Here is a 19,905-nt window from a genome sequence, read left to right as displayed (position 1 = left end):
GATTAGAAGCCCTCGATGGCGGTGGTGATCTGGTCCTCCAGGGGGAGCCTCAGGTTTTTGCGAAGCTGGATCTTGGGCATGGAGAGCACCACGATCCCCGAATCGCCGTCCAGGTGGTACCGTTCCGCGTCGATGTCCCGATTGTAGCCGATCACCGTGTTGGGGGGCACCACGTTGTAGGCGTCCAGGATCACCCGGCGGAGCTTGCAGTTCTCCCCCACCACCACGCCCTGGCCCACGATGCACTCCTCCAGGACCGCTCCGGCGTGGATGATGCAGTTTCGGGACAGGACGGACCGGTGCACGATGGACCCCAGCACCCGGCTTCCCTCGGCCCGGAGGGTGCCCACCACGGAGCAGCTCTGCCCCTTGTCGGGGTAGGTGAATCCCGGCGGGTCCGCGAAGGACACGGTGCGGATGGGCCAGTGGGGGTTGTAGAGAGTCAGGTCCGAGGGATGCTGGAGCAGGTCCATGTGGGCGTCGAAGTAGGCCTTGATGGTCCCCACGTCCTTCCAGTAGGGGCGGTCGTCCCCGGGCAGAACGTTGCTGGGGAAGTCGTAGGCCATCATGCGGCAGCGCTTGAAGACCCGGGGCAGGATGTCCCTCCCGAAATCGTGGCTGCTCCCCTCGATGCGGTTGTCCTCCAGGATGGCCTCCTCCAGGACCTCCCGCTCGAAGATGTAGTTTCCCATGGAGGCGTAGCTGAAGCCCGGGCGACCGGGAATCTCCGGGGGGACGGCGGGTTTTTCCACGAAGTCCACGATGCGCCCCGTCTCGTCCACGGCGATGCACCCGAAGGAGCGAGCCTCGCTTACGGGCACCACGTTGGCCGCCACGGTGACGTCCGCGTGGTTGTCCACGTGGTACTGGAGCATCTGTTCCACGTCCATCTTGTAGATGTGGTCCGCCGCGAAGATGCAGACCCGGTCCGCGTCGTAGAGGGTCACCAGGTGCAGGTTCTGGAACACCGCGTCGGCGGTGCCCTCGTACCAGCGTTCCCCCGTCCACATCTGGGCGGGAACCACGGTGATGAAGTAGTCCCGCCCCCGAAGGGCGGTGCCGAACTGCCAGCCCCGTTCGATGTGCTCGTTCAGGGATTGGCTCTTGAACTGGACGAGGCAGTAGATGGAAAAGAGCCCGCTGTTGACCAGGTTGGACAGGGCGAAGTCCACGATGCGGTATTTCGCCGCGAAGGGGACCGCGGGTTTGGCCCGGTAGCGGGTCAGGGGCATGAGGCGCTCCCCCTTCCCCCCGGCCAGGACGATGCCCAGGACGCGACCGTACTTGCCCAGAATCATGGGAATCCCTCCCTGGAGGAATGTGGTGGTCGGCATCCCGGTGGCGAGCCGACGTGGGGTTCACATTACAAGGAGAATAAGCTAGAGGGCATCCTGGGTCAAGGGAAATTTCATGGGCTTTCCTCCCGGTAGAAGTCCTCCTCCGGTCCGTAGCCCAGGAGGTCCTGGTAAAGGTCCTCATAGGCCCGGGCCGACTGAGCCCAGGAGAAGTCCGCCGTCATAGCTCTCTGTTGGATCTGTCCCCAACGGACGGGGTCGCCCATGGCGTTGGCAGCCCGGCGCACCGCCTGGATCAGCTCCCCCGGGTCGTAGTCCAGGAAGAGGAACCCCGTGCCGTCGGGGGAGCCGTCCGCATCGATCACCGTGTCCGCCAGTCCTCCCGTGGCCCGGGCCACGGGGATGGTCCCGTAGGCCATGGAGATGAGCTGGGAGAGGCCGCAGGGCTCGAAGAGGGAGGGCATGAGGAGCAGGTCGCCCCCTGCGTAGGCCTGGTGAGCCACCCGTTCGTCGAAGTCCGTGAAGGTCCACATCCGGCCGGGGTGTCGCTGCGCCGCCGCCGAGACCCGGTCCCGGAAGAGGGGGTGTCCCGATCCGATGAGCACCACCCGGTTTCCCTCTGCCAGGAGGCGGTCCAGGGATGCCAGGATCAGGTCGATGCCCTTCTGTTCCACCAGGCGACCGATGAACACCAGCAGGGGGCCACCCTCGGCGCTCCAGCCGCAGGTACGCAGCAGCTCCTCCCGGCAGGTTGCCTTGCCCGCCAGGTCCTGGGCGGAGTAGGGTGCCGGGATCAGGGGATCCGCGGCGGGGTTCCAGATCCGGTAGTCGATGCCGTTGAGGATGCCCCGCAGTTTGCCTCGGGATGCGTAGAGCACCCCCTCCAGCCCCATGCCCCCGTCGTGGGTCTGGACGTCCCAGGAGTAGCGGGGGCTGACGGTGGTGATGGCGTCCGCCGCCAGGATGCCCCCCTTGAGGAGGTTCACGTGTCCGTAGAACTCCAGGCCCTCGATGGAGAAGCAGGTCTTGGGGAACCCCCAGCCGTCCAGGCCCGTGTGGGCCACGATGCCCTGGTGGGCCAGGTTGTGGATGGTGAGCACCGTGTCGTATTCCTCCGCCAGGCGGTGGTAGTGCCGGTGCCACTTGAGGAGCACCGAGGCGGTGGAGGCGGGCCAGTCGTGGAGGTGGAGGATCTGGGGTTTCCAGCGGGCCGCTCCGGCCAGCTCCAGGGCTGCCGCCCCCAGGAAGAGGAAGGGGAGCACGGTCTCGCAGGTCATGGAGCCGGGGTAGACCTGGGGGTCCGTGAAGAGCTCCGGCTGCTCCAGCAGGTACACCGGGACTCCGTCCAGGTCGGTGCGCCAGAGGCGACCGGAGTAGACCCGCCAGTTCAGGGCCACGTGAAGGTTCTGGGGGACCCGGCGGCAGGGCAGGCCCAGGTCGTGGACCCGATCCAGCACCCCCGGGTAGGCGGGCAGAAGGGCGCGGCAGTCCACCCCGTCCTCCCGAAGGGCCCGGGGCAGGGAGCCCGCCACGTCCCCCAGCCCCCCCAGCTTCACCAGGGGGGCCAGCTCCGGGGTCACGTGGAGCACGCGGGAGCGCGGGGGACGGTTCGTCGCCTCCATGGCTACAGGCCCCGGAAGACCGTGCCGTAGGCCTTCTCGCAGTATTCCTTCACCACCCGGTGGGTGTTGAAGAAGCTGGCGTTGAGGGCGATGGTGTGTTTCATCATGGAGACCCACTTGTCCCGCTGGTGGTAGTACGTGGGGAGGATCTTGTCCTCCAGCTTGGCGTACAGGTCCAGGGCGTCCTGCATCTCGTCGTAGTCCACCAGCTCCGCCTCCGAGGGTTCCGGGCCGATGGACCAGCCCGTCACGTCCTCCACCCAGCCCTCGATCCACCAGCCGTCGAGCACGGAGAAGTTCATCACCCCGTTGTGGGTGCACTTCATGCCGCTGGTGCCCGAGGCCTCCCGGGGGCGGCGGGGGTTGTTGAGCCACAGGTCCACCCCCGCGGTGAGCACCGCCCCGAGGCTCATGTCGTAGTTTTCCATGAAGACGATGGGCAGGGCCGTGCCGATCTCCTTGGCCATGGAGTGGATGCGTCGGATCAGGGCCTTGCCCGGCTCGTCGTTGGGATGGGCCTTGCCGGCGAAAATGAACTGCACCTGCCCGGAGCACACGTCCAGGAGCTTCTTCACGTCCGAGAAGATCAGGTCCGCCCGCTTGTAGGCCGCGGCGCGGCGGGCGAAGCCGATGGTGAACACGTCCGCGTCCAGTTCCTGTCCCGTCTCCTCCAGAACTCGGGCCAACAGCTTCATCTTCGCCGCCTGATGGGCCTTCCAGACCTCCTCGTCGGAAAGCTGGAGCGCCTGGATGAGGCGGCTGGGGTCGTTGCGCCACCCGGGGATGTCCCGGTCGAAGAGTTTGGCGAAGCCGGGGCAGGTCCAGGTGGTGGAGTGCACCCCGTTGGTCACCGCGTCCACGTGGGCGTTGCCGAACATGTTGCGGCTCACCTCGGCGTGTTTCACCGACACGCCGTTGACGTAACGGCTGTACTTGAGCCCCAGCTCCGTCATGGAAACCCCCTCGGGGCCCATCATGCGCTTGATGTGGTGGACGAAGATGGGATCCATCACCCGGTCGATGAGCTCGTAGGAGAAGTGGTCGTGTCCCGCCGGGACGGGGGTGTGGGTGGTGAAGATCACCTTGTCCCGGATCTTCTCGTAGCTCTCGTAGCCCTGCTCCCGCATCAGCTCCAGGGTGAGGAACCCCGCATGTCCCTCGTTGAGGTGGAAGGTCTTGATGTTCCGGTACCCCAGGTCCCGGAGCATCCGCAGGCCTCCCACCCCCAGGATCAGCTCCTGGCAGAGACGGTAGCGCTGATCCCCCCCGTAGAGGTGCCAGGTGAGGTTGCGGTCCGCGGGGGAGTTGCCCTCGAAGTCCGTGTCCAGAAAGTAGATGGGCAGGGGGTAGCCCGACTGGCCCACCTGGTCGTACACCCAGGTCCGGACCTTCACGGGTCGTCCCTCCAGGCTGACGGTCACCTCGTTGGGAAGCAGGGTGAGGAACTCCTCGGGCTTCCACTCCACGGGCTGCTCCTGCTGGTTGCCCCCTTCGTCGATGTGCTGGATGAAGTAGCCCTTCCGGTAGAGGAGGGTGATCCCCGCCATGGGGACTCCCAGGTCCGCGGCGCTCTTCAGGATGTCCCCCGCCAGGACCCCCAGGCCTCCGGAGTAGGTGGGGATCTCCGGGCGGATGGCGATCTCCATGGAGAAATAGGCGATGGAGCGGAAAACCGGATCGTGTTCCAGGGTTTTGAGCATGGAGCTGCCGATGTTGTCGCCATAGGTCATCACGGTCATGGTTTTTCCTCCTTAAACTCGTTTCGTGGTTCGGGTGAAGGGGTGCGAGGGGAACGAAGCCTTGCGGGTCCTTCCGGAAACCCTAGGGTTGAGGCGTGGCAAAACCCAGCTCCCGGGCCAGGGGCAGCCAGCGACGGGCTGTCCTTTCCTCCGCGCGCTCCAGGGATCTCCAGATCTCGTTCTGAAGCCGCCAGGGGTTCACGGGGATGTCCAAATCCCGGGCCACGCGCCAGAGGCGCAGGAGCCGGTCCAGGATCGTCTCGTCCGGGGCGGTGCGCAGCCGGTGCAGCTCGTCGTGGAAGCCCTCCGCCAATCGGGGGGCGAAAAGGGACAGTTCCGGGGCCAACCCCATGGAGTGGGCCTCCTCCAGAAGCGTCAGGAGGGGGGAGTCGGGCTCCAGCAGGTCCAGCACGTGAGAGACCTGACGGGCCATCCCCGCCAGACGCTCCCGGAAGACCAGGGTGGAGGCGGCCTCCAGGAAGGCCGGGGGCGGGGTGCCGATGTCGTGGAGCTGCACCAGCAGTCGCCAGTTGGCCGTCAGGATGTCCTGGGCCGTGTCCATGTGCCGCAGTTCCGCATGGCGGGTGCGTTCTCCCGCCACCATGAGCCGGTCGTCCGGCGCCAGGACGTCCAGGTGCCAGGGCCCCAGGGGGAAGTGCTCCTCCAGGAAGCTCCCCAGGGAGATGAGGTCCTTGCGGTAGAAGCCCCGGCGCAGGGTCTCCTCGTCCCCCAAGGGAGCGGGGCTCAGACGGCACACGTCGTCGATGCCCCCGGAGGAGAGCACCGCCGCCGATCCGGACCAGGAGGCGCCGGTGCGGGCATCGGTGATCTCCAGATCCGAAACCCGCAGGGCCAGGTCTCCGGAGGGGAGGGTTCGGGTGGCGCTGCGGACGAAGAAGGCGTAGTAGGCCCCGGAGGTGTCCAGGAGGGCCGCCGTGGCCGCCAGATCCTCCAGGGAGCGCCTTCGGGGAAGCATCTTGCGCTCCAGCACCGCCCGGCCGTTGGGCAGGTCGGGGCAGTTGCCCCGGGCCTCCTCCAGGTCCCGGAGGAGCGGGGGTTCCAGGTCCACCCCCGTCACGGAGCGGACCTGTTCCGCCGCCCTCAGGGCGTAGCCCAGGATCTGCTGGGTCTCCAGTCCCGCCACGTCGTTGAAGAACCAGCCGCAGGAGGTGTACATGAACAGGCGGAGCTTCTGGGCCTCCAGGAAGGTCAGGACGAGGCGGGAGGCTTCGGGGTCCAAGCCGGGACAATGCCGAGCCAGAAACCCTTCCCGCGTCGCCTTCGGGGCTCCCAGGTTCTTGGGGCTGTCCAGGTACAGCTCCACCGCCTGGTCCCGAAGCGCCCAGGGGGCATCGCAGTAGGCCCCCACCCGTTCCTCGTAGAGCTCGTCGATCCGGTCGCGCAGGCGGTCCAGGGCGTCCCGAAGGGGGCCCCTCCATGCCTGGTGCCACCCCGGCTCGCCCCCGGTGTGGCAGCCGCAGTCGCTGCGCCACCGCTCCACTCCGTGGGCGCAGGACCAGGAGGTGTTCTCCGCGATGCGGCATTCCCAGGTGGCGGGGTGCTGGCGGAGGAAGGCGTCCACGTTGGTCACCAGGACCTCCCGCTGTTCCGAGAGACGCTGGAAAGCCCGGGCCAGGGCCATCTCCCCGAAGGAGTGGTGGTGCCCGTAGGTTTCCCCGTCCGTGGCCACCACCAGCAGCCGAGGCCCGTCCTCCCCGGGGGTGGAACGGATCAGGTGTTCCGCGAATCGGTCTCCGTTGTCCAGCAGTCCCCCGAAGGCGATCTGCTGGGCAATGTCCCCCTGGTAGAACACCAGGGTCAGGCTCCGCCCCGAGGGGAGGACGACCCGGTAGGGACGGGTGACGTCCAGGCCCTGTCCCCCGGGTGTGGGGCTCCAGGTCCCCCCGGGGGGGCACACGGCGGCGCACTGGGAAGGGGCCAGGATGGTGAAGCGGATGCCGTTTTGGGCCAGTGCCTCCAGGGTGGGGGTGTCCACGGCGGTCTCGGGCAGCCACATGCCTCCCGGGTCCCGCCCGAAGCGGGACCGGAAGTCCGCCATGCCCCAGCGGATCTGGGTGTGCTTGTCCCGTCCCGTGGACAGGGGGAGGATCATGTGGTTGTAAGCCTGGGCCACCGCGTTTCCCGCCCCGGTGGCTTCCAGGGAGAAACGATCCGCCTCGATGAGGTGGTGGTTCAGGGTGGGGTCGTGGCGCACGATCCACCGGTGCAGGGTGGGTCCCACGTTGAAGCTCAGGTGGCGGTAGTTGTTCACGATGAGGACGATGCGCCCTTCCCCGTCCACCAGGCGGGCGGCCCGGTTGGGGCGGTAGCATTCCTCGTCGATGCGCCGGTTCCAGTCGTGGGCGGGCGCGGCGCTGGGGTCCAGGAGCACGTCGTCCAGCCAGGGGTCCTCCCTGGGGGGTTGGTAGAAATGGGCGTGGATGCAGATCCCTCTCAAGATGGTTCCACCTCCCGTCCGCAGCGGTTCCATTATATCGCGTAAAGGACGATGTGCCGTTCTGCCGCGTAACGGCTCTGTGACCTTTTGGGCAGGGACTGCTATGCTGAAGGGGAAGCCGCAAGGGGGGAAGCCCATGCTGGAGGATCTGTCCCACCATGTGTTGGACATCGCCGAGAACAGCGTCAACGCGGGAGCCCGCAACGTCACGCTCCAGGTGGAGGAAAATCGGAGGGACAACCGCCTGCGTCTGGAGGTGCAGGACGACGGCTGCGGCATGGAGGAGCGGGTGCTTCGGCAGGTGACGGACCCCTTCTACACTACCCGCACCACCCGACGGGTGGGGTTGGGGCTTCCCTTTCTCCGGCAGTCCGCGGAGGCCTGCGAGGGAGGACTGGTGCTGGAGTCCGTCCCGGGGAAGGGAACCCGCCTGGAGGCCACCTTCCGACTGGACCACGTGGATCGCCCCCCCCTGGGGGACCTGCCCGCCACCCTCATGACCCTGCTCATGGGGCACCCGGAGATCCGCTGGGTCTACCGGCATCGGGTGGACGACCGGGAGTACCTCCTGGACTCCCGGGAACTCCTGGAGGTGCTGGAGGACCCGGAACTCTTCCGGACCCCCGACGTGGGGCTCTGGATCCGGGATGCCGCCCGGGAAGGGCTGGAGGCCCTGGGGGAATAGGTTTTCTCCCTCCCCGGCTTGCCCGGGGGGGCGCTTCTTGTTAGGCTTGCCGGTGGCGAAGGCGCCCGGAGTCCTGGTGGGCGTGGCCTCCGCCCTGGGAAGAAGGGGGCCCCTGCCGCCCTGTCGCGGGGGCCGACGATTCGGGAGGTGCCTCAATCGTGACGACGCAAAGCGAACAGGAGGACCTGCGCAGCGTTCAGGAAAGGATCCGTTTTGCCCCCGACGCCTGCGGGAAGGACAAGTGCCGCGTCATCGTGGGCCTGGGGACCTGCGGCATCGCCGCAGGGGGCCGAGGGGTGATGCAGGCGGTGCTGGAGGAACTCCAGAGGCGGAACATCCATGACGTAGCGGTGGAGACCACGGGGTGTGCGGGCATGTGCCAGAACGAGCCGCTTCTGGACGTGGTCCGCCCGGGAGAGGAGCGGGTCACCTACGGAAGGGTCACCCCGGGGGACGTGCCTCGGATCATCGAGGAACACCTGCTGGGGGGAAGGGTGGTCCGAGACCTGGTGGTCCATCGCCCCGAGTGAGCCCGTACCGGCGGGAAGCGGGGCCCCGCCCCGTTTTCTTGCAAATCCATCGGGACGGACTATAATATGTTAAATAAACCCTGCGGTGTTCGTGGACAAGGGACTGTGTCTTGAGCCAACACTCAAGCCCGCGGAGGTCCGCTCCGTTCCGGCAGAAACGGCCCACGGGTCGTCCAAGGCCAAGGTTCGGGGGGCTTCCATCCTTGCTAAGGAGCGGGTCAAGGCCTTCCCATCACGGCACTGTGGGGTTTACCTTTGAGGTGTTCCCATGACGGAATCGCTTTCCCCCTTCTGGCACCCTTCCCGAGTTCGCGCCCTGCTTCTGGATTGGGACGGGGTCCTCGCGGAAACCCACCTCGACTTCACCGAAATCCGCCGTCGCTTCTACGACGGCAGACGGGCCATGCTTCTGGAGGAAGCCCACACCCTGGATCCGGAAAGGCGTGCCGCTCTCATGGAGGCCCTGCGGGATCTGGAGATCCGGGGAGCCCGGGCCGCGGAGCCCATCCCGGGGGTCCAGGAGCTGCTTACCTGGCTTCGGGAAACCGGGACCCCCTGGGCGGTGGTGTCCCGGAACTGTCGGGAGGCCATCGACGAGGCCGCCCGGCGTCTGTCCATCCCCCTGCCCCCGGTCACCCTGACCCGAGAGGACGGAGACGCCCCGAAGCCGGACCCCCGAGTGCTCTGGCACGCCGCGTCGTCCCTGGAGGTGGAGCCTCGGGCCTGCGCCTTCGTGGGGGATTTTCTCTACGACCTGGTGGGGGCGCGACGGGCGGGGATGAGGGCCGTGCTGGTGCAGAGGAACGACCCCGCCTGGGAGCCTTGGGCGGACGTGGTCTTCCCCACTCTGGCGGACTTCGCCTCGGAGCTGCGTGTCTGCCGCCCCCTGGTTCCCTGGGAGTACCGGGAACTGGTGCAAGAGGAGGGGGGAGAGGTCTTGTCTCGGCGTTTCCACCAGCCCCTGCGGGTTTCCCTAGCCCCGGATCTGGAGGGCCTGGCGGCGGATCTGTTGGCCGCCGCCGCTCGCGGCTACGGCCGCTTCGTCCTCCCCGAACCGGGGCGCCTTTCCCCGGAGAGCTGGAAATCCTGTCCCTCCCTGGACCCCTCCCTCCTGGGGGAACCCCTGGAACGGGTGCTCGCTGCCCTGCTGGCTCCCCGTTTCCCCCTGGCGCGGGTGGAGGTCCGTCCCCTCGAGGAAACGGCGACCCTTCCGGAACTGCCCCGCCGGGCCCCTCGGGAATCGGCGGCATGACCCGTACAAGGGGGATCTTCGACGGCCTGGAGGGAGAGGAACCCGGAAAGGACGTCTCCCTTTCCTCCTTCGAAACCCCCCTGGCGGAGCGCATGCGCCCCGCCTCCCTGGAGGACTACGTGGGTCAGGAGCATCTGGTGGGCCCCGACGGTCCCCTGCGCCGCCTCCTGGACCGGAACCTCGTCCCCAGCTGCATCCTCTACGGTCCTCCCGGGGTCGGGAAGACCACTCTGGTGCGCCTCCTGGCCCAGGTCACGGACCGCCCCCTCCTGGAGATCAACGCGGTGAGCGCCAAGGTGGCGCAGCTTCGGGAGATGGTGGAGCAGGCCCGGGAACTGAAGCGGGCCCGGGGGGGGCAGTCCGCCCTGGCCTTCGTGGACGAGATCTACCACTTCAACACCCAACAGCAGAACGCCCTGCTCCCGGCGGTGGAGACGGGGGACCTGGTGCTGGTGGGGACCACCACAGAGAACCCCTGGTTCGAGATCAACAAGACCCTGTTGTCCCGCATGTTGGTGTACACCCTCCAACCCCTGGAGGAGCGCCACCTGCTGCTGCTGCTGCGCCGTGCCCTGGAGGATCCCGTGCGGGGGCTGGGGCGGCTGGAGGTGGCCGCGTCGGACGCCGTTTTGGGAGAGCTGGCCGCCCGGTCGGGGGGGGATGCCCGACAGGCCCTTCTGCGCCTGGAGGCCTGCGTCCAGGCGGTGGCGGTGGGGGGCGGCCGGGTCCTGGACGAGGAGATGGTGGAGCGGGTGACGGGTCGGGCGCTCCAGCGCTATGATCGGTCGGGGGATGACCACTACGCGGTGGTCTCCGCTTTCATCAAGAGCCTGCGCGGTTCGGACCCCGACGCGGCGCTGTACTGGATGGCCCGGATGCTGGAGGCGGGGGACGACGTGCGGTTCCTCGCCCGGAGGATGTGCATCTTCGCCGCCGAGGACGTGGGGCTGGCGGACCCCTTCGCCCTGGTCCTGGCGGAGTCCGCCGCCTCGGCCTGTGACCGGGTGGGCCTGCCGGAGGCGGACCTGATCCTGTCCGAGGCGGCGGTGTACCTGGCTGCGGCGCCCAAGAGCAACAGCACCTACCTGGCGATTCGGGATGCCGAGGCCGCCCTGCGCAAGGGGGACCGGCTGGAGGTTCCCCACCACCTGCACCCCCAGGGATCCGGCTACCGCTACCCCCACGACGACCCCCGGCACTGGGTGCCCCAGGCCTACCTCCCCCAGCCGAGGCGCTTTTTCTTTCCCGGCTCCCTGGGGGCGGAGCCCCGCCTGACGGAACGGCTGAAGCGGTTCTGGAAGCGTTTCGCCGCCCCGGGAGAAGACCGCACGGACAAGGAGGAAGCCTGATGGACCCCTCGAACCTGAAGGTGCTGCTTGCCGCCCTGGGGAGGGCGGAGAGCCGGGACGCCCTGGCGGAGACCCTCCTCAAGGCAGTCTGCGAGATCCTGAAGAGCCCCAAGGCCTTCTGGTGGTGCCGGAAGGAGGAGTTCTGCCAGGTGTGGTCCTACAGCGGCACCCTGCGCCGCATGGAGGATCGATCCCCGGAGGAGCGGGAGGCCACCCTGCGGGCACTGGAGTCCTTTGAACCCGTGGGGGGAGCCCCGGCCCTGAGGGAGGGGCCTTTCGTCTTCCCCAGCGGGGTGGAGGTGGACCGGCTCATCGTGGCCCCCTACGACCGGCTGGGAAGCCCGGGCTGGATCGTGGCGGCGGGGCGGGAGACCCCCTACGCCGCAGAGGACCTCATGGTCCTGTGGACCCTGGCGGAGGCGGCGGCCCTGGCCCTGGAGGCCTTTCGGGGGCGCCAGCGCAACCAGCTCGCCCAGAAGTGGGGGCACTATCTGCGCACCCCCCTGTGGACCCTCACCCTGGCCCTGGAGGACCTGGAGAAACAGCACTCCCGGGAGAGCTACGCCCTGGCCCTGGGGGCCTCCCGGGTGCTGGCCTCCCAGGTGGATACCTTCCTCTGCGAGGTGGAGCTGGAGGGGGAGCGGTTCGGCACCCCCCTGCCCCTCCAGGAAGCCCTGGGAACCCTGCGGGGACTGGGGGCGGCGTGGCAGCGCATGGAGGGGCGGGAGTTCGAACTGCTCCTGGAATCCCTGAATCCCCAGACGCGCATCCGCTACGGGGGACTTCAGCTCCTCCTGGCTCTTCTGAATCGCGCCTACGTGGACCGGGAGGCCCAGGGGGTCTTCCTGGCCCTCCGAGGAGAGGAGGGAGCGTTGCACGTCTTCGGGGAAGCCTGGGGGATGAAGGCCGGGTCCGACGGAGCTTTGGACGGGGTCCTGGCCTCCCTGGCAGCGCGCTACGCCCAGGTCTGCAAGACCCTTCCCTCGGTGCGGGGCGAAGCCCTGGAGGTCCGGATCCCCCTGCTTCCGGGAGGGGCCACGGTGGTCCGTTCCCTGGGGACCGTCCCGAAGGTGCTGGTGGTGGACGACTCCCTGGTGAACCGCAAGGCCTTGGCGGGCATGCTGGAGCAGATGGGCGTTCAGGCGATCACCGCCTGCGACGGGCTGGAGGCCCTGGACCGGGTGGCCCAGGATCCCCCGGACCTGGTCTTCATGGACCTGCTCATGCCCCGGATGACGGGAATCCAGGCCACCCTGGCGCTTCGGGAGCGGGGGTTCGAAGCCCCCATCCTGGCCCTCACCGCCGGGGGGGAGTCGGACCTGGCGGGGGCTCTGGAGGCGGGGATGGACGAGACCCTCTTCAAGCCCATCTCCGGGAAGCTGCTTCGGGACGTGCTGGCCCAGTGGACCGGCTATGTCCCCCGGGAGGGGAACGAGCTGGGGGACAAGGTGCGCCGCCTGGCCCGGGACGCCTTCCTGGAGGAGCTTTCGGACCTGGCGGGCCGCCTGAAAACCGCTTTGGACGAAAGGGACGGCGAGCAGGTCCGCAAGCTGGCCCATCGCCTCAAGGGGGATTCCGCTCAGGGGGGATTCGGGGATTTCTCCCGGTGGATCCAGAGCCTGGAGGACGTGCTGGGGACGGGGGGAGATCTGACCCCCTTCCGGAGTCACCTGGACTCGCCGGACCTCCTGAACCTGCCGAAGACCTCGTAGGCCCCCAGCCCGACCCACTCCCGAAGGCCCAGCACCGAGGCGTTCAGGGACAGGGGCAGGTAATCCGCCGCCCCTAGGGGGGATCGGTCCGTGAGCCTCCCTGCGGGCCAGGGGTGCACCTCCAGCCCCGGGAGCAGCCTGCGGGCGGAGGCCAGGGACCGGGGCATGTGGAAGGTGCTGGTCACCAGGACCACCCGGCGGATGTCCCGCTCCTGCAGCAGGGTCCCCACTCGGACCAGGTTCTCCCAGGTGGTCCGGGACCCCGTCTCTGCCGTCACCGCCACCCCGGGGTTCCAGGATCGCAGGACCCGGGCCATGAGATCCCCCTCCGAACCTCCCGTCCCCCCCTGCACCCGGCCGCCGCAGCAGAACAGGGGCCAACCCCGGTCCCGGGCCACCTCCGCCGCCGTCACCAGCCGTTCCAGGGTGTAGGCCCCGGGGAGGATGGGTTCTCCCCGCTCGTCGTACCGCACCCCGCCCCCCAGCACCACCACCGCCGCGGGAGCGTCCCCCTCGGGCAGGGAGGGGCGGACGCGGTCCTCCAGGGGGGCCGTCACCAGCCGTTCCCCGAAGGGGCAGGAGAGGACGTAGACCCCCAGGGCCAGGGCACCCAGAGTTGCCGCCAGAGCGGGCCTTCGGGGGCGTCGCCAGGCCGCTGCCGAGGTCAGGGCCAGCAGAAGGCACAGAAGTCCCGGAGGAACGACCAGGGCCCCGAGGAGCTTGTAGAGGAAGAAGGCAGGGGACACGGAAGGGGCCTCCCTAAACCAGGGTCATGACCAGGACTCCCGCCACCACCAGCCCGATGCCCGACAAAAGCTGGGAGGACAGGCGTTCCCGCAGCACGAACACCGCGAACAGCGCTGCCAGGAAGGGACGGGCGCAGGCGATGCAGGTGGCCAGGGAGACGGGGATGGTGCGGAGGCTGTAGGTGTACAGCAGGTTGCCGACGGTGAGTCCCAAAGCCCCCGCCAGGACCATCTCCCCCAGGGAGGAGAGGGTGAGGGCCCGGACCTGGTGCTTCCACGTGCGGTCCGTGAGGACGAAGGCCAGCCACGACGCAGCGGTGATGGCCACGGCGCGCCACCACTCCAGCATGGGGATGGGGATGTCCCGGATCAGCAGCTTGTTGGTGATGATGCCGAAGCACCAGCAGAGGATGGTCCCTAGGGCGAAGAGCATCCCCCGGCGGAAGTCCGTGGGCCTCTGCGCCTCCGGTCCCCGGGGGCTCAGCAGGTAGATTCCCAACACCGTGCAGGCCGCCGCCAGGAACACGGACAGGTGCACCGGCTCGTCCAGAAAGAACCAGGAGGCCATGACCACCACCACGGGAAAGGAGGAGGTCACCGGAACCCCCACCGTCACCCCCAGCTTGTGAAGCGCCGCGAAGTAGCAGAGGTCTCCCAGCACCAGCCACACCACCCCTGCCCCCATGGCGGGCAGGAGCACCTTCCAGGGCAGGGGGACGAACCCCGAGGGTCCCTGGACCGCCAGCAGGTAGAGCCCCGCGCTGGCCAGGTAGCCGATGCATCGAAAAGCCCCCAGGCCCGTGTAGGAGACCCGGTCCACGCAGCGCCGGTAGAGGACCGGGGCCACGGCCCACACCGCCGCGGCGGCGAAGGCCAGGAGAAGACCCTGCCACATGGTCCGGGAGCCCTAGGGCTGCAGGGCCGGGTCCAGGGCCTCGGGGTGGTGGCGGATGTACACCACCAGGGCCTCCCGGGCGTGTCCCAGGTGTACCCGGAGCCGCACCTTGGCCGTATCCAGGTCTCCGTCCAGGATGGCGTCGATGAGGGCGATGTGCTCTCCGCAGGACTGTTCCAGCGAGACCCCCTCGATGGAGTAGTGGCGACAGAGCTGGATGAGGTCCGTCACGTTGTGTAGCACCGTCTCCAGGAAGTTGTTGTTGGAACGCACGCTCAGGAGAGAGTGGAACCGCCGGTCCTCCTCCAGGTAGGCGTTGGGGGGCGTGGCGTTGGTGATCCGGCCGAAGAGTTCCCGGAAGCGGATCAGGTCCTCCCGAGGGGGACGGGCGCACAGGTGTTCCAGGGCCAGGGTCTCCAGGGCGGTGCGGATCTCGTAGAGGTCCGAGGCGTCCTTGGGGGTGGGGAGGGCCACGAAGGCTCCCTTGCGGGGGACCAGCTTCACCAGCCCCGTCTGGGCGAGCTGGCGGATGGCCTCTCGGACGGGGGTGCGGGACACGTCCAGCTTCCCCGCCAGCTCCACCTCCGAGAGGCGCTGCCCCGCAGGGATCAGGCCGTTGACGATGGCCTCCTTGATCTTTTCGTAGACGATCTGCCTCAGGTCCGTGCTCGTGGCGGGCGTCAAAGGATGCTCCGTCATGGTTGCCCCTCCTTAAGGAAACGGCTCACAAACGTATAATGGGTTCATTATACAGGAATCAACCAGAGGATACCATGAGGGGGAGAAAAAAAGGAAACCTCTATGGGGGAAAGAGGTTTCCTCGGGGGGTCGACGAAGGGGTTCATGGACGGAACCGGAGTTTCAGATTTTCTGGGATTGGTCCCTCATTTCCTGGTCCACCCACAGGGAAAGGGCGTAGATGGCGTCGGAGAGGCGGTTGAGGTACACGTACTCCGTCTCCTGGAGTTTCCCCTCCCGGTAGAGCTTCACCGCCACCCGCTCCGCCCGGCGGGCCACCGTTCGGGCCTGGTGCAGCGCCGCTCCGGGGATGGAGTCGCCGGGGCGCACGAACCGGAAGGGGCCCCGGAAGACCCCCTTGACCCGTTCCACCAGGGCCTCCAGAAACGCCGGGTCCGGGGCGGGCAGGTCGGCGCAGAGGGCCAGGCTTCCCATGGCGTAGGACAGGTTCTCCTCCAGCCGGAACAGCTCCTCCCGGATCTCCGGGATCGGGCAGGTGGCCCGAGCCATGCCCACGTGGGCCTGGCATTCGTCCATGGTGCCGTACACCTCCACCCGCAGGTCGTCCTTGGGCACCCGTTCCCCGCTGCACAGGGAGGTGGTCCCCTTGTCCCCTCCCTTGGTGGTGATGACGAAATCGCTCATGTCCCCGCTCCTTTCCGGTCTCTCTAGCCGCAGCAGCCGCTGCAGCTCCCGCAGGTTCCGGAGCACCCGCCCTCCGGAGCGATCACCGAGAAGGCCATCCGCAGGATGCCATCCATGAGGAGCCCCGAGGGCAGAGCCTGAAAACGGGCGCCCTCCTCCACCACCAGGGTGCGGCAGATATCGCCGCATTCCTCGCAGAGGTCGTGCTCCACCCGCACCCCCAGCAGGGCCTCCAAGGCCGTCTCCGGCTGATCCGCCTCCGGGCAGGCCAGGGTCACCAGGTTTCCGAAGGCCCGGTTCTCCGGGGTGTCGGGAAGCTCCACCTCCTGCAGGGCAAGCTGCAGGTCCATGGCGGCGAAGCGAGGGGCCATCTGACGGCACAGGTCGTTCAAGGTCTTCAGGGTTTCCGCCCAGGGTGTGCAGGCCAGGCCCTCCACCCGGTAATGCCGGATCTGGATTTGGTTCATGGGAAGCATCCTCCTCGAAGAGATCGGGTTGGGGTCACTCGGGATCAGCATACACCACCTTCTCCAGGGCGAGGAGCAGCCTTCGGTTCGAGGCCCGATCCTTCACCCCCAGGCGGATCCAACGGTCCTCCAGGCCGAAGGACCCGCAGCGCCGCACCAGGATGTCCCGGGGGCGGAGGCGTTCCGCCAGGGTTCCCCCGGGCAGGGGAGCCCGGCAGAGCAAAAAGTTCGCCGCCCCCGGGAGCACCCGAAACCCCAGGGCCTCCAGCCCTCGGGTCAGGGTGCGGCGTTCCGCCGCCAGAAGCTGCCGGGACCGGGTCAGGAACGGTTCGGGCCGGGCAGCGCAGGCCGCGGCGAAGGCCTCCCCCGGGGTGTTCACCGGCCAGGGCTGCAGGTGTTCCCGCACGGCCCGGGCCGTCTCGGGGGGAGCTGCCAGGGCTCCCAGGCGCAGCCCCGGGGCGGAGAAGTCCTTGGTGAAGGCCCGAAGGACCGTCAGGGGGGCGGGCCAGGGGAGGGAGGCGGGGGAGAAGGCGGCGGGCCAGGTGAGGTGGAGGAAGCACTCGTCCAGCAGCATCCGTGCTCCCCCGGCGGCGCAGGCCTCCAACAGGGACGTGACCTCCTCCCTGGTCCAGGCCCGGCCCGTGGGGTTGTTGGGTTGGCAGAGCACCAGCAGGTCGCGGGGCCCCAGGGCGGATCGCAGGGCGTCGAGGGAGGGGGCGAAGTTCCGGGATTCCTCCAGGGGAACCGGCAGCACCGGAATGCCCAGGCGTTCCGCCCAGGCGCCGTACTCTCCGAAGGTGGGAACGGGCAGCGCCACCTGTCGGGGCCGGAGGCCCGCCAGGGTCGCCCCGATCAGCTCGCTGGCCCCGTTGCCGAAGACCAGCATCTCCTGGGGCAGGCCCGTCCAGCGGGAGAAGGCCCCCTTCAAGGCTCGCTGGTCCGGGTCGGGGTAGACGGAAACCCGTTTCAGCGCCCGGGCCGCCGCCCGCAGGGCGTGGGGAGGGGGGCCGTAGGGGTTGATGTTGCTGGAGAAGTCCAGGACCCCTTCCGGGTGGGGCAGGTCGAAGATCCGTCCCCCGTGTTCCCTCACAGGGACATCAGCGCCCCCAGGCCCAGGGCGGCGAAGGACGCCCCCGCATAGGCCCCCCAGTAGAGGGTCAGGCCCCGTTGCAGGTCCTCCGGGACGGGACGAGGGCCGTCCCCCATGAGGGGGTTCTCCTCCCAGAGGCCGAAATAGCGGCTTCGTCCTCCCAAGGTCACCCCCAGTGCGTAGGCCAGGGCGGCCATGGGCCAGCCGGAGTTGGGGCTTTCGTCCCGGGGCGCGTCCTTCCGGGTCCCCTCCCAAACGGGGAGGAAGGAGCCTCCCACCAGGGGAGAGGCCGCCGCCAGCGCCAGGGCCGCCGCCCGGGCGGGCAGGAGGTTCAGCAGGTCGTCCAGCTTGGCCGCCGCTCGGCCGAACTCCGCGTACTTGGGGTTGCGGTACCCCACCATGGCGTCCAGGGTGTTCACCGTCCGATGCAGCCACGCCAGCACCGGACCCCCCAGGGCGGCGTAGAGCAGGGTGGCGCAGGCCGCGTCCCCGAAGTTCTCCGAAAGGGTCTCCAGAGCCGCCGCGGAGGCGTCCTCCTCCGTCATGGGGTCCACCTCCCGGCTCACCAAAAAGCCCAGGTGCTCCTTGGCCCCCTCCAGGTCCCCGGCGCGAAGGTGCGTCTCCACGGAGGCCACCTCCCGGGCCAGGCTGGTGCCCCCCAGGGCGAAGTAGAGCACCCCTCCGGCGAGGAGCCACCCCAGGGGCAGGGCCCCCGCCACTTCCATCGCCAGGGCCACCGGGGCCAGGGTGCAGAGCAGCACCAGAAAGACGAACACCCCTCCCTGGGAGGAAGCGGACACGGGCAGACTTCGACAAAGGGGCTCCAGTTTCTCCGCCAGCACTCCCACCAACCGCACCGGGTGGCCCTTCCACTGCGGGTCTCCCAAAAGAAAATCCAGCACCAACGCGGTCACCAGGGCGGGTACGAGCATGACGTCGCCTCCTTGAAGTTGGGGGTTCCCGCCACAAGGGTACGGGAGGATGCGGAAAAGTCAACGAACCCGGAGGGAAGAAAGGGGCGGTCCTGGGTGGGGCGGACGATCTGGACAAATCCGCTGCCCCCGTGGTATCAATAGGCACGCGAAGCCGGGGTGGCGGAATGGTAGACGCAGCGGACTCAAAATCCGCCGAGGTTACCCCTCGTGGGGGTTCGAGTCCCCCCTCCGGCACCATGTGAACCTCCAACAAGGGCCCTCCGGAGCTTCTCTCCGGGGGGCCCTTCGTCGCGGGAAAGCCCTCGGGGCCGAAAACGGGAACACCCGTTCGGTCTGTCCTCTCCGGGGAATCCATCGCTCCCCCTCTGATGGTACCATGGTTTCCTGGCACGCCATGGGAGTGATTCGGGGTTTTCGTCGGCCCCAGGAGGACGCAGAAAACCCCCAGGGGGGTACACGCATGGTGTCGTCCCGCAGCGTTTGGAGGTCCACGGAGTACGGGTGTCTGGTGTTGCTGACCTTTGCGGTCCTGCAGTCGGTGTTGGTGGTGATGCACGAGTTTACCCACAGCACCGTGGCTTGGTTGCTGGGATACATGCCCACTCCCTGGGGCATCCGTTGGGGGAATCCCCTGACCCTCCGAGGGTGGGACGAAGGGGTCGCCTATGCGTCCCTCTTTGCCTCCGGGCACGGGCATGGGGCGGCGATCGTCGGCGTCAGCCCCCTGGTGTTGCACGCCGCCATCGTGACCCTGGGGCTTTGCGGGATGCGCCGGGGGATCCCCCGAGGAAAGTGGGGGTTCCACTGGCTCTTCTGGTTCGTGGTGGCCAACTTCATGGAGCTGATCTCCTACATCGTCATGGGGTCCTTCCTGCCCTTTGGGGACATGGGGAACTTCAACCGGGGGACGGGACTCTCTCCCTGGATCCTTTTCCTGGGAGGATCGGCGGCGATCCTCTATGGGTTGCGGGTCCTCTTCGGGGAAGTGGTGCCCCGGTTGGATCGCCTGTTTGCCCGAGGGGATCGGCTGGTGGAGTGGAGCATCCTCTTCTGGACCGGAACGATGCTGTTTCTCTGGGGCAGCGGGCTGCGCCTTGCGGTCCTCCTGTACCCCGATCCCCAGTGGTTGTTCGGTCTTCTGGGTGTGGGGGTTTTCGGGGTGGCGCTGGTCCGCTACGGACCCTCACGGAGGGAACGGGAATAAGCAACGGGGTCCCCTGCAGGAGAGCCGAGCCCTCGACGGGGGCAGGACGGGCCGGGTCGTGGGGAACGGTCGGATTCCAAGGTGCGGGGCCGGAGAGGGACGGCCCCCGCCCCTGGTGCTCCCGGGTCGATTCCCGGGGCGAGACGGAGAGAAAGGCGGGGTATCATGATTTCGAAGGTCAAGGTCTGGGGAGTCGCGATTCTGCTTGTGGTCTTTCTGGCCGGGCCCTGTTTCGCCTCCCGTTTCGGGGCCTACGAGAACGGAGCCCTGAAGATCCAGGACCCCCACCACCTTCTGGTCTTCAAGGAGGGGTCCGCCACCCAATCCCGGACCATCACCGTCCAGCCCGAGCGGATCGTGAGGGCCGCCTGGAACGGCCGGTACCTGGAGCTGGTGCTGGAAAAGGGCGGCAAGACCCACGAAAGGGTCTACGAGAGCTTCGACAGCTACCAGGACATGGAGTAGGGAACGCGACGGAGGGGTCGGACAAGCCGGGGCCTCCACCGCGGTTTGTGTGCGGGGCCCCTCCGGGAGGGGGTCTCC

18 protein-coding genes, 1 tRNA gene and 1 other RNA gene are annotated in these 19,905 nt (G+C 68.2%); 9 read left to right on the top strand and 11 right to left on the bottom strand.

Annotated features, from left to right (window positions below):
• Nucleotides 1-2: 2 nt before the first annotated feature.
• The 4 genes from glgC to APAU_RS09010 all read right to left on the bottom strand — a co-directional run bounded on the left by glgC (nucleotide 3) and on the right by APAU_RS09010 (nucleotide 7,114).
• Nucleotides 3-1,298 carry a glucose-1-phosphate adenylyltransferase gene (glgC, locus tag APAU_RS09025; RefSeq protein ID WP_006301431.1) on the bottom strand — a complete coding sequence of 432 codons (1,296 nt, stop codon included), beginning with the start codon at nucleotides 1,296-1,298 and terminating at the stop codon, nucleotides 3-5.
• A 110-nt stretch (nucleotides 1,299-1,408) separates the two neighbouring features.
• Complete coding sequence (locus APAU_RS09020) at nucleotides 1,409-2,917, bottom strand: glycogen synthase (protein ID WP_006301430.1); 1,509 nt, start codon at nucleotides 2,915-2,917, stop codon at nucleotides 1,409-1,411.
• A gap of 2 nt (nucleotides 2,918-2,919) precedes the next feature.
• Nucleotides 2,920-4,656, bottom strand: coding sequence for an alpha-glucan family phosphorylase (gene glgP / locus APAU_RS09015; RefSeq protein ID WP_006301429.1), 1,737 nt, complete (start codon nucleotides 4,654-4,656; stop codon nucleotides 2,920-2,922).
• 82 nt (nucleotides 4,657-4,738) lie between these two features.
• Entirely contained in the window at nucleotides 4,739-7,114 is a 2,376-nt protein-coding gene (locus APAU_RS09010) for a DUF3536 domain-containing protein (protein ID WP_006301427.1), read from the bottom strand.
• Nucleotides 7,115-7,250: 136 nt separating this feature from the next.
• Here APAU_RS09010 and APAU_RS09005 point away from each other — a divergent pair, with 136 nt between their 5' ends.
• From APAU_RS09005 to APAU_RS14680, 6 genes are all read left to right on the top strand, one after another.
• Nucleotides 7,251-7,799: an ATP-binding protein gene (locus APAU_RS09005; RefSeq protein WP_006301425.1), complete on the top strand. Its 549-nt coding sequence runs from the start codon at nucleotides 7,251-7,253 to the stop codon at nucleotides 7,797-7,799.
• A 158-nt stretch (nucleotides 7,800-7,957) separates the two neighbouring features.
• A complete protein-coding gene (locus tag APAU_RS09000) occupies nucleotides 7,958-8,329 on the top strand; it encodes a (2Fe-2S) ferredoxin domain-containing protein (RefSeq protein ID WP_006301423.1) in 372 nt (123 codons plus the stop codon).
• Nucleotides 8,330-8,403: 74 nt separating this feature from the next.
• Nucleotides 8,404-8,582: non-coding RNA, 6S RNA (gene ssrS / locus APAU_RS14945), on the top strand.
• Nucleotides 8,583-8,597: 15 nt separating this feature from the next.
• Entirely contained in the window at nucleotides 8,598-9,581 is a 984-nt protein-coding gene (locus APAU_RS08995) for an HAD family hydrolase (protein ID WP_006301422.1), read from the top strand.
• A complete protein-coding gene (locus APAU_RS08990) occupies nucleotides 9,578-10,930 on the top strand; it encodes a replication-associated recombination protein A (protein WP_006301420.1) in 1,353 nt (450 codons plus the stop codon). Before APAU_RS08995 ends, APAU_RS08990 begins: the two co-directional genes overlap by 4 nt.
• Nucleotides 10,930-12,642, top strand: coding sequence for a response regulator (locus APAU_RS14680; protein WP_006301418.1), 1,713 nt, complete (start codon nucleotides 10,930-10,932; stop codon nucleotides 12,640-12,642). Before APAU_RS08990 ends, APAU_RS14680 begins: the two co-directional genes overlap by 1 nt.
• On the opposite strand, the gene APAU_RS08980 is transcribed toward APAU_RS14680, so the two are convergent.
• The 7 genes from APAU_RS08980 to cbiB form a co-directional block, all read right to left on the bottom strand.
• On the bottom strand, nucleotides 12,597-13,388 hold the full coding sequence (locus tag APAU_RS08980) for a YdcF family protein (protein WP_006301417.1): 792 nt from the start codon (nucleotides 13,386-13,388) through the stop codon (nucleotides 12,597-12,599). The genes APAU_RS14680 and APAU_RS08980 overlap by 46 nt on opposite strands.
• Nucleotides 13,389-13,401: 13 nt before the next feature.
• Nucleotides 13,402-14,283: a DMT family transporter gene (locus tag APAU_RS08975; protein WP_006301416.1), complete on the bottom strand. Its 882-nt coding sequence runs from the start codon at nucleotides 14,281-14,283 to the stop codon at nucleotides 13,402-13,404.
• 12 nt (nucleotides 14,284-14,295) lie between these two features.
• Complete coding sequence (locus APAU_RS08970; RefSeq protein ID WP_006301415.1) at nucleotides 14,296-14,982, bottom strand: GntR family transcriptional regulator; 687 nt, start codon at nucleotides 14,980-14,982, stop codon at nucleotides 14,296-14,298.
• 162 nt (nucleotides 14,983-15,144) lie between these two features.
• Nucleotides 15,145-15,666, bottom strand: a complete 522-nt coding sequence (locus APAU_RS08965) for a cob(I)yrinic acid a,c-diamide adenosyltransferase (RefSeq protein ID WP_006301414.1) — start codon at nucleotides 15,664-15,666, stop codon at nucleotides 15,145-15,147.
• Nucleotides 15,667-15,689: 23 nt separating this feature from the next.
• Nucleotides 15,690-16,133, bottom strand: a complete 444-nt coding sequence (locus tag APAU_RS08960; protein WP_006301413.1) for a DUF2703 domain-containing protein — start codon at nucleotides 16,131-16,133, stop codon at nucleotides 15,690-15,692.
• A 34-nt stretch (nucleotides 16,134-16,167) separates the two neighbouring features.
• Entirely contained in the window at nucleotides 16,168-17,223 is a 1,056-nt protein-coding gene (locus APAU_RS08955; RefSeq protein WP_006301412.1) for a pyridoxal phosphate-dependent aminotransferase, read from the bottom strand.
• Entirely contained in the window at nucleotides 17,220-18,155 is a 936-nt protein-coding gene (cbiB, locus tag APAU_RS08950; protein ID WP_006301411.1) for an adenosylcobinamide-phosphate synthase CbiB, read from the bottom strand. The genes APAU_RS08955 and cbiB overlap by 4 nt, the downstream gene beginning before the upstream one ends.
• Nucleotides 18,156-18,308: 153 nt before the next feature.
• On the opposite strand from cbiB, the gene APAU_RS08945 reads away from it, so the two are divergent.
• The 3 genes from APAU_RS08945 (at nucleotide 18,309) to APAU_RS08935 (ending at nucleotide 19,827) form a co-directional block, all read left to right on the top strand.
• A tRNA-Leu gene (locus APAU_RS08945) sits at nucleotides 18,309-18,395 on the top strand.
• A gap of 223 nt (nucleotides 18,396-18,618) precedes the next feature.
• Nucleotides 18,619-19,362 (top strand): hypothetical protein, encoded by a 744-nt coding sequence (locus tag APAU_RS08940; protein ID WP_006301410.1) that lies wholly within the window; start codon nucleotides 18,619-18,621, stop codon nucleotides 19,360-19,362.
• A 165-nt stretch (nucleotides 19,363-19,527) separates the two neighbouring features.
• The gene (locus APAU_RS08935; RefSeq protein WP_006301409.1) at nucleotides 19,528-19,827 is read left to right on the top strand and encodes a hypothetical protein; all 300 of its coding nucleotides are present in this window, start codon (nucleotides 19,528-19,530) and stop codon (nucleotides 19,825-19,827) included.
• Nucleotides 19,828-19,905 lie beyond the last annotated feature (78 nt).

Origin of the sequence: Aminomonas paucivorans DSM 12260 (genome assembly GCF_000165795.1) — a bacterium.
Classification (GTDB): Bacteria; Synergistota; Synergistia; order Synergistales; family Synergistaceae; genus Aminomonas; species Aminomonas paucivorans.
This window is presented reverse-complemented; position numbering and strand designations above follow the sequence as displayed.

Coding starts and splice junctions, on each gene's coding strand:
- glgC (WP_006301431.1), bottom strand. CDS start 1,298: ATGATTCTGGGCAAGTACGGTCGCGTCCTGGGCATCGTCCTGGCCGGG.
- APAU_RS09020 (WP_006301430.1), bottom strand. CDS start 2,917: ATGGAGGCGACGAACCGTCCCCCGCGCTCCCGCGTGCTCCACGTGACC.
- glgP (WP_006301429.1), bottom strand. CDS start 4,656: ATGACCGTGATGACCTATGGCGACAACATCGGCAGCTCCATGCTCAAA.
- APAU_RS09005 (WP_006301425.1), top strand. CDS start 7,251: ATGCTGGAGGATCTGTCCCACCATGTGTTGGACATCGCCGAGAACAGC.
- APAU_RS08995 (WP_006301422.1), top strand. CDS start 8,598: ATGACGGAATCGCTTTCCCCCTTCTGGCACCCTTCCCGAGTTCGCGCC.
- APAU_RS08990 (WP_006301420.1), top strand. CDS start 9,578: ATGACCCGTACAAGGGGGATCTTCGACGGCCTGGAGGGAGAGGAACCC.
- APAU_RS14680 (WP_006301418.1), top strand. CDS start 10,930: ATGGACCCCTCGAACCTGAAGGTGCTGCTTGCCGCCCTGGGGAGGGCG.
- APAU_RS08975 (WP_006301416.1), bottom strand. CDS start 14,283: ATGTGGCAGGGTCTTCTCCTGGCCTTCGCCGCCGCGGCGGTGTGGGCC.
- APAU_RS08970 (WP_006301415.1), bottom strand. CDS start 14,982: ATGACGGAGCATCCTTTGACGCCCGCCACGAGCACGGACCTGAGGCAG.
- APAU_RS08965 (WP_006301414.1), bottom strand. CDS start 15,666: ATGAGCGATTTCGTCATCACCACCAAGGGAGGGGACAAGGGGACCACC.
- APAU_RS08960 (WP_006301413.1), bottom strand. CDS start 16,133: ATGAACCAAATCCAGATCCGGCATTACCGGGTGGAGGGCCTGGCCTGC.
- cbiB (WP_006301411.1), bottom strand. CDS start 18,155: ATGCTCGTACCCGCCCTGGTGACCGCGTTGGTGCTGGATTTTCTTTTG.
- APAU_RS08940 (WP_006301410.1), top strand. CDS start 18,619: ATGGTGTCGTCCCGCAGCGTTTGGAGGTCCACGGAGTACGGGTGTCTG.
- APAU_RS08935 (WP_006301409.1), top strand. CDS start 19,528: ATGATTTCGAAGGTCAAGGTCTGGGGAGTCGCGATTCTGCTTGTGGTC.